At 38.5% G+C, this 14694-nt stretch carries 11 protein-coding genes; all 11 read right to left on the bottom strand.

All coding sequences use genetic code 11. The annotated features are described in order from the left end of the window. Positions 1–45 precede the first annotated feature (45 nt). Positions 46–2364: a hypothetical protein gene (locus tag P157_RS0108490; RefSeq protein ID WP_155266727.1), complete on the bottom strand. Its 2319-nt coding sequence runs from the start codon at positions 2362–2364 to the stop codon at positions 46–48. After that, the gene (locus P157_RS0108485; protein WP_026760623.1) at positions 2333–3694 is read right to left on the bottom strand and encodes a mannose-1-phosphate guanylyltransferase/mannose-6-phosphate isomerase; all 1362 of its coding nucleotides are present in this window, start codon (positions 3692–3694) and stop codon (positions 2333–2335) included. The genes P157_RS0108490 and P157_RS0108485 overlap by 32 nt, the downstream gene beginning before the upstream one ends. 9 nt (positions 3695–3703) lie before the next feature. Then, positions 3704–5014 (bottom strand): nucleotide sugar dehydrogenase, encoded by a 1311-nt coding sequence (locus P157_RS14195; RefSeq protein ID WP_051598558.1) that lies wholly within the window; start codon positions 5012–5014, stop codon positions 3704–3706. Positions 5015–5028: 14 nt separating this feature from the next. After that, positions 5029–5775, bottom strand: a complete 747-nt coding sequence (locus tag P157_RS14190) for a glycosyltransferase (protein WP_037368255.1) — start codon at positions 5773–5775, stop codon at positions 5029–5031. After that, positions 5775–6797, bottom strand: coding sequence for an NAD-dependent epimerase/dehydratase family protein (locus P157_RS0108470; protein ID WP_026760622.1), 1023 nt, complete (start codon positions 6795–6797; stop codon positions 5775–5777). Before P157_RS0108470 ends, P157_RS14190 begins: the two co-directional genes overlap by 1 nt. A 72-nt stretch (positions 6798–6869) precedes the next feature. After that, a complete protein-coding gene (locus P157_RS0108465; protein WP_026760621.1) occupies positions 6870–7268 on the bottom strand; it encodes a GtrA family protein in 399 nt (132 codons plus the stop codon). A gap of 24 nt (positions 7269–7292) precedes the next feature. After that, positions 7293–7793, bottom strand: a complete 501-nt coding sequence (locus tag P157_RS0108460; RefSeq protein WP_026760620.1) for a hypothetical protein — start codon at positions 7791–7793, stop codon at positions 7293–7295. Between the two features lie 15 nt (positions 7794–7808). Further along, complete coding sequence (locus P157_RS0108455; RefSeq protein WP_155266725.1) at positions 7809–8468, bottom strand: hypothetical protein; 660 nt, start codon at positions 8466–8468, stop codon at positions 7809–7811. A 1325-nt stretch (positions 8469–9793) separates the two neighbouring features. Next, positions 9794–12820 carry a glycosyltransferase gene (locus tag P157_RS14900; RefSeq protein ID WP_051598557.1) on the bottom strand — a complete coding sequence of 1009 codons (3027 nt, stop codon included), beginning with the start codon at positions 12818–12820 and terminating at the stop codon, positions 9794–9796. A 32-nt stretch (positions 12821–12852) separates the two neighbouring features. Continuing rightward, on the bottom strand, positions 12853–13821 hold the full coding sequence (locus tag P157_RS14180; protein ID WP_051598556.1) for a glycosyltransferase family 2 protein: 969 nt from the start codon (positions 13819–13821) through the stop codon (positions 12853–12855). Beyond that, the gene (locus tag P157_RS14175; RefSeq protein WP_037368253.1) at positions 13814–14686 is read right to left on the bottom strand and encodes a methyltransferase domain-containing protein; all 873 of its coding nucleotides are present in this window, start codon (positions 14684–14686) and stop codon (positions 13814–13816) included. The genes P157_RS14180 and P157_RS14175 overlap by 8 nt, the downstream gene beginning before the upstream one ends. Positions 14687–14694: the final 8 nt, after the last annotated feature.

Below are 14694 nucleotides of genomic sequence, written 5' to 3'. Positions count from 1 at the left end.
CTAGAACGTATTTTCTTCTCATTTTTCCACTTCAATTACCTCTTATTATTTTGCAGGCACTTTCACCTCATAATATTTACCACTTGTTACAAATAAAAGTTCTAAATCTTTTTCTCTTATCGGTAATTTAATATTAAAGCCCAATTTATTAGAGCCACTTAAAGAGAAAGTTTTTATCACATCATCCCTATCTGTCTTGTGACACTTATAATAGGAATCACCAATTTTTACAAAACATAGGTACTCAGACAAGTTCTCCCCTATATATGCCCATCCATTAAGACTTATAAAAGGTTCTAAGCTCTTATGATCCAGTGCAAGATGAATCTCTTTGTTATCCCCCTTAACTAAACCATCAATATCCAAGTATTCCTTTTTGATAGGCCTCAAATATGATATATCCGCTTTCTTATGCGAATCATAGTATACTCTCTCCACAGAAATCATATCAGTATAGTATTTTAGCCCATCGCCATGCAAAATTATGCTTTTAATTTTTGCACTAGTGCCATCACTATTTATTGAATCATATAATGTGTCATAATCATATGGCATCCCATTTACCGTTATTCCATTCCTCAGATTATCCAGAATAACTCTCCCTGTCCTTTCCGTACCATCCGAGTATGTAATCGTGGCTTTTACTTCTGGTATTTTCCAGATGGTCTTTACAATTTGTCCCTTCTTGCTCAGATTAGCTTTTAATCTTATTTCATCGCAATCATCAGCAAATATAACTGCATTTTTATTTATCTCTTCTGATCGTATATTACCAGTTCTAACTCCTGCCAAAGTATCATCCCTCTTCAGCAAACAATAACCTGTAGCCTTGTCATATTTGGAAATATGATAATTGTCTTGTATAACCTTCCAGGTTGCTGGCACTTCCATAAGAGGTATTCTTCCATCAATTGTATCAAGCTTAAAAATGATATATTCTGGTTTATTCTTGTCCGCAATCCATTCTGCTGTGTGTGCATCTAGATATGATGTGTATATAGAATATGCCTGCAAGCCGAACAATGGGATAAATTGTTTTGACATTTCACCAGCAGGCTCAATAAAAGATATTTCCCAAGGAAAGCTTGTGAAACTCGATGTTCCAATCTCCTTTACAAACTCCTCAGGTATTCTATCCAATCCAGCAACGTTCTTTTTAAACTGACTTTCCCTAATTGTGTATACAGCAGTTGGAATATTATGTATCCTGTTTCTCAGTGAATCCAATGGTTTTATATCCATTTCATAATTAAAAAACATCACCAAGAAAATCCCCATAATGATTCCTGCCTGTGTAATCTCTTTTTTCCGCTTCTTAACGACCCCATCATAAATATCTCTAAAATTAAATACAAGAATTAATATTGCAAACTCCATGAGCAACTCTGAGCACGCATGAATCACATGTCCATCTGCCCTTACATAGCCATGCTTATAGGACATAAACATAACTGGAGCTAACAACATCATAGCAATAAAATTGTTTATATCTCTGCAATATAGTTGCATCAATAGCAATATACTATACAATAATATTAACAAAAACATCCATGCAGCATAGGCATCATTTAAGTCCACACTCATGGCAGTATTAAATCCCACTGCCACTTGCCAACTACCGTATACATATCTTATAAAGTCACTGACTGATGGGTTATACAACATGTAACATAAAATAGAGGTTATTATAGGAAGCAAAAACAGCCAAAGACGTCTAAACTCTCGCAAATACAGTTTTGCCAAGATAAAAATACAAATAGAAGCTAATATTCCAATCGTAACTGACCACTTATAAAAGAACGCGATTGTAACAGCAAAGGTAAAATATATTGCCGTAAAGTTGTTATTTATGTCCTTCCAAAGTGCTAATAACGATAGAAGTATACAGTATTGAATAAATATATCTGCACTAACTAATATGTTGCCTAAGAACATGGTAATTAAAGCTATATATAGAGAGATATTATTACTTTTATTTAAGTAACACTTATAAAAGACCACCATTTGCCCTACAAAAAGCATGATGAAAATTATAGCAGCGAATTTGAAGCAATCATTCAAATATTCAGGAGCACATAAAAATCCCATCGGGCCATATGTAAACACAACGTCCCTACCAAATTTTATATTTTCTAAGCCAATCATCTTGTTTAAAGCATAACTCCATGATGGATCTAATCCATTGGCTATTCTTCCATAAAAAATTGGTAAAGTTAGCACCCCATAAATTAGAAGTATTACTTTATTTCTGTACCTATCCACTAAATCTTTCATAAATCCCCCGTGTTTAGAAATCCACATGACAAGCCCAATTGGCCTGTCATGCTGATTTTTAAAACCTAACGATATCATCTTCACCAACATAAGGACCATTCTGAACTTCTATGATATCCAAAGGTATTTTCCCTGGATTAGACAACTGATGTTTAAGTGTAGGCGGAATATACACCGATTCATTCTCGTGAATCAAAATATCACTATCCCCCCTACGTATGCGAGCTGTGCCAGACAGGACAATCCAGTGCTCACTTCTGTGATAGTGCAGCTGCATGGTCAGAGAATGCCCTGGCAGTACACGTATCTTCTTGAGCCTGTATTTATTGCCTTCGCCCAGTACAGAGCTTGAGCCCCATTCATGATAAGTCGTCGTATGCTCTCTTACTTCCTTACGCTTCTTGGCCTTCAGCTCATTTACAACTTCCTTGACACGCTGGGATTCGCCCTTCTTTGCAATCACAATAACATCGTCAGTTTCAACCAAGAGCAGATCATCCAAGCCAATCCCGGCAATCAGGCGATTGTTTCCCATTACCAGAGAATTGTGGCAATCCAGCAAAAGGCAATCACCACGGATGGCATTACCCTGCTTATCCTTGTCCAAAATGTCATACATGGCATCCCATGAGCCAATATCATTCCAGTAGCAGGCCAAAGGAACCATACGGACATGTTGGGATTTTTCTGCCCAGGCATAATCCACGGATATGTCAGGCATCTCATGGAAATGCGCCCGCATGGTTTCATAGTCATCTGTCAGATAAGTATATATCTCCGGCATATGGCATTGAAATTCTTTCATCATGAAGCCCACGGTAAAGGCAAACATGCCAGAATTCCAATAGTAATTGCCTGCCGCTAGATATACTTCGGCTTTTTCCAAAGATGGCTTTTCCGTAAAGGATTTTACGACAAAAGCTTTTCCTTCCTGCTCGGCTGCTTCTATGTAGCCATAGCCTGTAGCAGGCTTATTGGGCACAATGCCGAAGACTACCAAAGCATCTTTGCTTGCCTGGTCAGCCGCCTCATTGACACAAACTGCAAACTGCTTCTCTGAGCGTATCACATGGTCTGCAGTAGCAACGATAAGCACCTCATCCGACGAACAGCCTAGGACATCTTCACAGTATTTGGCAGCTAAGGCTATCGCAGGTGCCGTATTATGCGACGAAGGTTCCAGGACCACATGAACGTTTTCAGCATGACACTGCACTAATTCATGATTAACATGATGGAGGTACTGCTGGCCCGTCACGATGACAATATCCTCTGACGCCACAAGCCCTAAAAAGCGCTGGATGGTATGTACCAGCATGGACTGGTCATCTTCCAGACAAAGGAACTGCTTGGGGTACGAATTCCTCGACAAAGGGAAGAGCCTTGAGCCGCCACCTCCTGCAAGAATAACAACCTTCACGAAATCACCTTATCTTGAAATCATAAAATTGCCCAAAGTGGCAATATCTACATTTTCTATGCTGTAGAGGTTCTGGCACACGCCCCAGGTATCTAAAATAGCGAAGTCGTTATGTGACTTCGTAAGGACCTCATCTTCCTGCAAGTCGAAATACTTCTTGTGATTGTTTAAAACAAGCAAAGCCGAAGCATCACGGCAAGCCTCATAGATATCACTGCAGACTTCACCCAGCCCCAGTTCTTTCATCTCGGATTCAAGAGCTACAAAATCATGGAGAATCAGCTTGTACCCCAGCTTGTGCAGCTTCTGAGCAATGTACACAGAAGAAGAACCACGCAAATCATTGGTCTCCGGCTGTCCCTTGAAGGCCATACCAGAAAGAACAATGCACTTATCTTCGGAAGGCTCGCCTACCTTGCGCTTCACCCACTCCAGAGTCAGGTCTTCCAGGGATTCGTTAAATTTTCGTCCAGCTACGATAAAATCCTTGCTGTCGCACTCAGGCATATTATTGATCAGAATATAGGCATCCTTCTCCAGGCAGGGACCCGCCACATAGCCGGGCAGGGCAATATTTGAGCGTGCGTAGCCTTGGTTGGCATGCTTGATGGCCTTCATACCATCCACCCCATAGGTCTGAGCTGCCATGCAGAAGGCATTGCCCAAAGCAAAGGTCATATCACGATATGTATTGCAGTAGAGCTTCACCAGCTCGGCTTCTTCCAGACTGTCCACCGTAATAACATAAGGAGTCAGATGGCGGAACAAGTCTACCGCTATCTCAGTAGCTTCGGGATTGCTGCCGCTGACAATCTGGGGCAGATGTGTGAGTTCCTCCACAGCCTTGCCCTCTACAGTACGCTCGGGGCACATGGCCACACGCACTTCGGATTCCGGCTTATGGCAAAGGTCTGCCAGGAAGGGAATCACTACCTTGCGGGTGGTACCCACAGATACTGTAGAACGAAGAATAATCAGCTGGTTGCCATCATATATCTTGCTGATAGTGTCACGGAGAGCAGACTTGATATATTCAAAATTCGGGGTCTTCTCCCCCTTTTTCAGAGGTGTACCCACCGTGATGATGAATGCGTCAAACTTCAAATCCTTAGGAAACTCTTCCACACAGTGGAATTCCTTCCCATTATGGCGCTTGATCAAAGAGTCAAGTCTGGGCTCGAAAAAATGCGCCTTGTTCTGTGCCAAGCAATCCTTGATATGCTGATTTACTTCCACACCATATACATCTATACCATTGTCAGCTGCCGCTATGGCCAACGTCAGGCCCACATATCCCAGGCCTATAATACCAATTCTCATCAAAAATCCCCCATTTAATCAAGCAGACGACAAAGCGCCGCCTTGTACGCCCGAAAATACCATTTAAGATAATGTGGCAGCCACTCTACCACTTTAAAATGCGATTCCCCTGCTGCACGGTCCACCCAGCTGGTAGGCACCTCAGCTATGGCCAGCTTCTTTGCATAGGCTTTGACCACCAGCTCCAGTCCCAGCTCAAAGCCGCCGGAGCTTTCAATCTTCTCACCACGAAGGAAAGAGGTCCTATAGAGCTTGAAGCTGTTGGTCGCATCATGGGTTGGCACACCCGCAAACCAGCAGAGTGTCAAGCCTGCCAGCTTGGAGAGCCAGCTCTTGACCAGCGGGCCTCCCTGCTGACTGCCGCCTGACATATAGCGGGAGCCGCAGACGATGACCGCATTTTTCGCCTCTGCTTCTTCTACCATGTCATTGATAACCCGCGGCGGATCACAAAGATCCGCCATGGTCACAATCACATACTCGGTATCAGCATCTTCCAGACCTGTCTTGATGGCATTCAGGGCACCGCGACCGTATTTGTTGCGGTACAGGTCCAGTTCCACCCCTGGAAAGGTCTGTTCCTTTTGCAAAGCACGTACGACAGGTACGGTGGTATCTTCCTCTGAATCATAGACTACCATGATTTTATGAGGATACTTCACATCCCGATCTATAGAATCCAAAGCCTGCCTGATATTATCCGCCTCGTTATACACCGGCACCACAATGGTCAGAAGCGCCTTTGTGCTCTTACCACTCATCAAATGCCACCCACACGTACCTGTTCCTGAATCCAAGGAATTACCTCATCGAGTATATCATCCAGGCTCTTCTCTGCCTTGAAGCCAATAAGGCGCTCAGCCTTACTCACATCAGGAACGCGCATCTGCACATCATACTTATAAGGCTCATCAGATACATAAGCGAAAGGCACATCCTCTCCCTTAATCTTCTTCCAGATAGCCTCTGCAAGCTCAAGTACGGTAGTGGAAACAGGAGTGGACAGGTTGAAGTCCTCATTGACAGCCGCATCACTTTCCATGCACATACGGATGCCACGAGCCAAATCACCACCATAGGTGTAATGACGCACCTGATTGCCCTTTCCAAGGATATGCAACGGGTTCTGTCCCTTGACAATCTTCTGCACGATATCCGGCACAACATGGCTCATGGCCAGCTTCACGTTGCCGGACATAATGTCTTCATCGCAAAGGGCACGTTTCTCACCAGTACCCACACAGTTGAAAGGACGCATGACAGTATAGGGCAGGCCGTACTGCTCATAGGCACCCTGAGCATAGTACTCGCAAGCCAACTTCTGGAAGCCATAGGTGCTGAGGGGCGGCGGGCACTGACGTTCGTCACCTTCGGCACTTGGGAACTTAGTAGCAGACTCATACACCATGCTTGAACTCAGCACATTGATTCTCTGGAGTTTTTTATGCTGATGCGCCCAGATAGCTGCATCGAAGGTAGAAGCCATAATGCGGTCATTTTCAGCCAGAAGATCATAAGCATACTTATGGAAGTAAGAGATACCACCAATCATTGCGGCAGCCCCCAGTACCTGGTCGCAGTCGGATATAAGCTCCTTCATCAGATTGACATCCTTCGCATCCCCCTCCACAAAGTGATAGTTTGGATGATTATCATAGGATTTTTCCACTTTGCCATACTTGGAATAGTTATCGATCCCCACAACCTCATGCCCACGGCTTAGAAGGTCCTCCACCAAATAACCACAAATAAATCCGGCAGAACCAGTAACTAAGATTTTCATTTTTCATCCTCCATACATTAATCAATAAATTATATAGAACGTGAAGCATACGCCATGCAAACTATAGCTGACTCACGCCGTTCCCTTTTTAAACACCCAATACTTGCTCAGAATATAGTTGGTCGCCACAATCATGCAAAGCACAACAACCTTGGCCAGGCCGTGCTCAACCTCCAGCAAGGATACCAGTACATACATGCCCACCAAGTCCATAAGACCGGATATACCCCGGCTACTCAAGAAAGTAACAATCTCCCTAGCCAGAACACTCCGACTTAGGTCGTAGGCACGAAAAACAAGAAATTTGTTGGTCATAAAAGCAAAAGTCGTAGAGCATAACCACGCCACTGATGTAGCCAGAAGATAATGTACTCCCAACACATGATCCAGCAAGTAAAATACACCAAGATTTAAGCAAGCTGCTATTGCACCACATACTATGTATATGACTAGTTCTCTTTTATTATTCATTTCACTCCTCTTTAATTAACCACATTATGGAACATGTATCTTTTTTTGCAACGGACACATATACTTGCCACTGGTATTTTCTATGCCAAGGAACAAATCATAATCGCCCGAGTCAATATCAGCTATATAATCTTTATTCCACCCCATAAATCCAGCATGGAATAAATTTATTTCATTAGGAAAGGCATCAATAAGATCAGCTCTATTACCATTTTTTAATGTTGAAATATATAGCTCTTTATCATTTTTTGCTATCAACTTATACTTATTAAATTGATTATTTTCACCTATAACATAGGCCCAACCTCGTATTTCCACAATCTTATCTGCATCAATATTTATACTATCAACACTCCAACGACACATCTCATTTTCTTCAACGAAGTCATTTATATCTAATTTCATAAATTCCGGTTCAAATTCGCTATTAGCGAATTGAAAATTCTTGATGTTGTTCTTTTTTAATATTTCCATGTCATGAATACGATTTCTACTCGGATAAATCCGCAACACAAACAAATCCACATCAACCGGTTCTCCCTAAAGCACTTGCTCTTTAAAGTGACTTAGAAACATTCTGTGCTCATTTGCATAATTTTTTACATCCAGACTTCCATGAACACTAATCAATACAGATACTAGCGTTATGATTAAAATCAATTCGGATTTTAGTTTTCTCTTCTTGTCAAGTATTATGAATGTTTGACATAACAGTGCCACCCAAAAATACAAAGAAAAGATAATATACCTCTGTGCATCCAGTCCTCCTATTGTAAACCTACCAAAGTCTATAAATAAACAACACAACAACGAATAAACACTTATACCTATCAAGCCAGTGCATGATTTGCTTAAAACCAAGCCAGACTTTTTGTATTCCAATAGCAAATAAGACTGCCAACATACAGCAAGAAGTGCCAAGATTGTATTAATGTATTCTTTTTTTACTACAATCCTTGATAATATCGTACCGAACCCTAAAACAAACTGATCTGGGTGCGAAATAAGCATCTTTATATTATGACTAAATCCACCGTGAGCATCTACAAAATGAAAATTTATAAAGTAAGCTACAGCAGCAGCTCCTACCAAAAGTGCCCACAAGAAAATTTGTTTCGTATTTTTTCTTGAAGATATAAATAAGATTAGTAATCCTACAGGAAAAACAAATAAACCATTTGCTGAATAATAAATTGACACTACCGCCGCCAATGCACTTATAAGTGTATTTTTTTATTGGACTCACGCATGGATAAAAAGTATATTGATAATAAAGATGCATAAACAGCCAATGCAAATGCTACCTGAAATCCCCACAACCAATTATTTGCTTGATTACATGAGAACATAATCCACATGACTGAAAAAATAAACCAATACTTTTTTCGATTTTCATCTCTGTATAACTTACTATTCTATATAACAAATAAGCACTACATATTGCAAAAATAACAGTAAATGCCATATTCACATATACGTTTCATCCGAAAAATATAATATTAAACAGCGTTATAAGTCTTGAAAAAAAATCCTATGCTCATTATGTTGCGCCCACAAATCCTGAAAAGTTAGGTTTCCTGAATAATATTTATCTATGAAGCTTACATATTCCCACTCATCCCAAAATGGCATATCTACAGCATAATGATGAATAAATCCAATCAATATAAATAGGGGAATGCACAAACCGAAATATTGTTTCGTGTTAAATATCATACAATATTCTTTCTCTCTTAATAAGCAGTATATACTAGTTAAGTTCAAATTTAGAAAGACACCAATAGAACTAACAACCTGCTAACACACATTTTAGGATATGGATGCAAATGAATCCTTGCAGAATCATCTTCAACAATAACAACGCAATCATCCAGGCAAAAATATCACCATAATAATTAGGATTTACTATGTCAATAACAGTCCCTAATCCCTTGTTGAAAGTATAAAAGAACGATTCACAATCATAAATCATGTGATGCATAGCTATATAATGTTTCAGCATTGTATCTAAAGAATCACTAGCAGTAATTAAAAAAACTTTTCACCGAATAGATAATCATGATATGCAAAACAACACATAATGATTATTATCAGTGATAAGACCAAAGCATCTTTTATTGTATTTCTCAAACATTACGCCTCCCGCAAGCAGATAATAAGTGAAATAAACATCACATAGGTTTACGATTTTATTAATTCTGATTATTTTCCGCCATAATCCATATTTTTTCAAAGTAATATAATATAAATTTATAAATTCAAAATCTAATAGTTACGTGCCGTCTACTAACATCATCTCCCCCAACTCATTAGCAACAAGCTTTTTTTACACATCATGAAAAAGATGCGGATTTTTATCACCAAACCCACCAGCTATAACCACTTGTAGTATTTACAAACAATGCAATGTAATTCTGATAGTACTTTGTTATGCAACACTACCAGCGGCAATACAATCAATAAACAATCAAGAACAAAAACTATTTATGTTTCAATCTATTTTCACTTATCATCATATATTACTATTAACCCTCTCTAAATGACGAGACTATTTCAGATACAATCCCCCCAAATTCATCATTATAATTAACGTATGACTGATTGTAATAAATATCACTAGTTCCTTTAAATTCTCCAGTTATTTCGCATAGTATTTTTGCAATTTCTTCAGGAGACGTATTATCTATACTAAAAACATTATCATTAAAATCACCCAAATCCTTGTTGGCATATTTATTGGTAATAACTTTAACACCAAACGTAGCCATCTCTAGTGGTGGGTAGCTTGGATGTGGTGATATCATCAAAGAGATACCTGCATATGTATCTAGCATCATCTTTGCATAATCAGCTAAAGACAATTTGCCAACAGAGTGCAATACAACACCATTTTCAAGATTAATATCTGGAAAATCTTCTCCTGCTGACAGTATCCGCCAATCAGAAGCATATGCATATTCCTTCGACCATAATTTTAGAGATTCAACAATTATTGAAAATGCATTTCGCTCAACAGACGGCCTTCCATATACAAGAATTTGCTTCTTTTTAGGACACTTGCCACCGTCTTCTGGTAAGAATTCTGCCAGCTTTTCATTTATGTGCGGTTCAAAGCTCCATTCTTTAGCAAACTTATAACCTCTTATCTGTAAAAACTCATGCAACAAAGAGGAATTAATTACAGCGTATACCGGCAAGTCCATCTTGTAGGTACTATCAGCCAAAGCATGTCTAGACGACCATGAATAGAATCCTGGCTCATAATCCTGAATCATATAAATCAATGGATTTACATCTTGCTGATAAACTTCAGCTTGCCATTCTAATAAAGACTTTATGTTGTATGCCGTCCACCAGCCTGTAGCAATGAATATATCTTTGTCTCTAACAGGAATTGTCTTATTAAACCTGTCGGCAAACGGTACAATCTGCTTAGAAAATTTAAAATCGTCATTTGCAGATACACTGATATAATTCGGTGTATCGATAGCTGTTTTTCTATCATAAGGCGCATCAAGAATTATTATTCTAGCATCGCAAACCATTGCTTGCTGCAATGCATAAAAAAATCTGATAGCCGTAGAAATTCCGCCAAACACGTGTGCTTGATCCAATGATGGTATCAATAAATTTAATCTAATGATTCCTGGATAATCAGACTTCCTAGCATCGATTTGCATTATTTCAGGAATTGCATAATTTGCATTTACATCTACATTTAAATTTATATTTTTAGCCACATATCTTTTTACTTTATTTTTCAGCCTTGTAAAAAAGGAAGTGTGTACTTCTGTCACATGCTTAGCCTCAGGCCGTGTAGCATTAAGAGAAAGATTTTTATTATAGTAAGGATCTCCTTTTTCCCAGTAAACATAGTATGCTTCACGTGATTTTCTAAAATCAACCTCTGGTATATACTCATCTCTGCTTTTTGACTCCAAATGATAGAGTTTCACTTGTGCATTATAGAGATTAAAAAGGCCTTTTTCGTGAGCTCTTATACCCAATTCTACATCGCTACCACAAATTACAAATTCTTCATCAAAGCCACCTATTTCCATCCATGTTTTTCTTGAAACTGCCATGCACGCTCCTGTTACTGCCAAAACATTTCTATTAAGTGCTGGTGAAGCAAAAGGGCTTGTCATGTGCACTGGTGCCTGAGCTTTGAACACATGGTCTGCCCATCCATTCATACCAACCACCACACCTGCGTGCTGAATAGTATCATCTTCATATAGCAACATAGCACCAACTACTCCAGTATCTTTGCGCATAGCATTTTCCATTAGGCGCTCAAGCCAGTCATTGCTAATAATCACAGTATCGTTATTCAGAAAAACAAACACATCGCCACTTGAAAGACTTACTCCGTAATTATTAATTTTTGACCAGTTAAATTCCATATCCGCTTTTTCTACACGAATACGTTTATCAAATTTAATAATTTTTTCAAGCCAAGATATTGTATCAACCTTTTCAGAATTATTATCAAGGATAATTATTTCATAATTTGAATAGTTGCTTTTCTCTATGATACTCTTTACACATGCATCAGTTAATTCATATTTATCCTTCATAGGAATGATAATTGATGCTTTTTTATTTTCATCAAATTTAAACCTTGCATCGTAGCAAAAAGTATATGCACCATCAGCAGCAAATGCTTCAGTCCCATATTTACCCTTCAAATAATCATCAAGTGCAATCCTACCAGCTTCATGTGCATAAGGCTTTGCTTCTGCTGACGAAGCTGTAGAATTCTCAGACTCACGCCAATGATAAAGTATTTCTGGTATATGAACAATCTTTTTCGAAACAGAAGATAAACGCAACATAAGATCGTAATCTTGTGCTCCGTCACATTTTGAACGAAAGCCCCCGATTTGTTCAAACAGATTTCTTTTAATAACCAGCAGATGACACACATACATTTGGCTATACAGTAAATCAGGTGACCAATCCGGCTTAAAAAAAGGAGACGTATATACCCCCTTTATGGAAATGTGGTCCTCATCCGAATATAAAACATCAGCATCTTGCTTTTCTATCCAGTAAGCATTATACATTAAGGCCTCACAGCTCAATGTATCATCATGATCCAAAAGAACAAGATACTCACCTGTAGCCATGTGCGCACATTCATTTGTATTGCCAGATATCCCTTTATTCTCGTTTATTCTTTCATATTTAATCCTATCATCATTTTGGGAGTACTCCTCACATATTTCATTGACATATTGATGTTTATCATCACTACCATCTAATAAGCATAACTCCCACTTCTTGTAACTCTGTGCTAAGACAGAGTCTATCATCTCTTTTAAATATTCTTTTGGTGTATTATATAGCGGAACCAGTATGCTAAACGTTACAGATTCCTTCACATTTATTTTTTCCTCTACACTTTCTTCAACATAAGTTATTTGTTTAAGGTTTGCATTCCAATAATCTAAATTATTCTTTACCTTTTTGGCTAATGCATATGCATATCTATTTCCCTTTATAAAGGTATAAAGCTTATACTTCGTCATTTCCTTTAAGTTTCTCATTCAGCTACCACTTTCCTAAACATGCTTTACTCTCATCCCTTTATGTATGCTTTCAATTTATCACTATAATATTCGTTATAGTACCGCAGCATAAAATATAGCCCTATATTTTCAATCATTTTCTGTCTATGTATCCCTAACTTCCAAACGCCTCCAATATCATGATTTATGATATTCTCTTCAAAACTTTGTGCCAAGTTACACTCTTTAGCCGCTGATGCTTGCACAAGCACAGCTAATAATTTATCCCTTATAGTATGTGGATGAAGAATTGCTTTGAAATATCTTCTAGCACTATTAATCACAGCTCCGACAGTATTACTACTATGCTGACGATAGTATATAAGCGGTTCATTTATAAAACCAATCTTTCCTTTATGTGCCGCAATCAATGCTAACCACCAATCATGCATAACAGCCTCTTGAGGTATTGGACAAGAGATATCTCGTAATTTCCTATTTATCATCACCGTACAACCTGTCACATAATTCTGTGCTACCAGCACTCTTTGTGCTTGTTGCATATCCTCTTCATTTTCTAGCCCTTGCTTTCTCATCATAGAAATCGTTATAGTATTTAACCGTTCATCTGTGACAATCAAATCTCCATACACAAGCAAGGGACAATTAGGAGATTCACATTTCTCCATTTCTTTCATTTTATTCAACGTTACTTCTAATTTATTCTCTTTCCACACATCATCTTGATCGCAAAGAGCAATATACCTACCTGCACATGCCATCATAGCACGAGAAAAATTTTGAACCGGACCTAGTTTTTCTTCGTTTTTTATTATATATACCGGCAATGTTGTTTTTTCTCTAAATCTTTCAATAACACCTAATGTTTCATCTGTTGAGCCATCATCACTAATAATTATCTCTTTTGGTTTACAGGTTTGATTAAGCAGACTATTCAATTGTTCCTGTAAAAAATCAGCGCCGTTATATGTGCATAAAGCTATTGATATATCATTGTTATCACAATTTTTTTTACCCATTGCTAAACCACTTTTTTACTATTCGAAACGGGGTCGTTATTTTCCAAGATGTTGATTCTAGCATCTCCTGATACATTTTCATCAACGCATCATATTCTTTCTGCATTTTGGAACACTTATCTTCCCCTGCAGTCAACATATCTTTGCACTCTTCATTTGCCGAATTTATACTTGCATTTTCGTTCTTCAATCTCTCATTAACTGTTTTTACTTCTGCATTTTCTTCTTCTATTTTATTCAATCTATCTTCTATAATTCTGATATGATGTTCATAAACCTGTAATTGATGTAACCAATCCGTTCCTTTTACAAAATATATACTCCAAGGAGTAATGTACTGTGGCCTATAACTCAAGTCATCTAGAAAGTTATTTTCTGCAAATAACCGCGTCCAATACTCACGCTGCTGGACATTATAATGCGTATACTCTGTATAATCATTCGCACTTGATGAGAATATTATCTTATCCGTAAGTGAGCATAAGTTTTCTATTGCTCTTTTCCCGTCTTCTTCATACATGTGCTCAATTACTTCAATTGTTATCACCAAATCATACTTATCAGGCATTGAAGGAGGCAGCTTTTCCGTCAAAGATCCTACCATACAATATGGTTTTATATCTTCTCTTACACTACCTATTGCATAATTGGATATATCAATTCCCCAAGCCTCTACGCCACGGTCTCTTAAAGCTGCAACCAAGTATCCCATTGCGCACCCAGCATCAAGAACGGTCTTAGGGTGCAAATCTTCAACAATTCTATCTGCAATTTGTCCAAAGAATTTTGGGAAATGCTCATCTGTATATGCAATAGGTCCACAACAGTTTTGATAATACTCTTTGTTAAAAAAGCTATCCGACATATAATATC

Origin of the sequence: Selenomonas ruminantium AC2024 (assembly GCF_000687995.1) — a bacterium.
Lineage (GTDB): Bacteria > Bacillota > Negativicutes > Selenomonadales > Selenomonadaceae > Selenomonas_A > Selenomonas_A ruminantium_B.
Note: the sequence above shows the minus strand (reverse complement) of the source record. Positions and strands in the feature narration are given on the sequence as shown.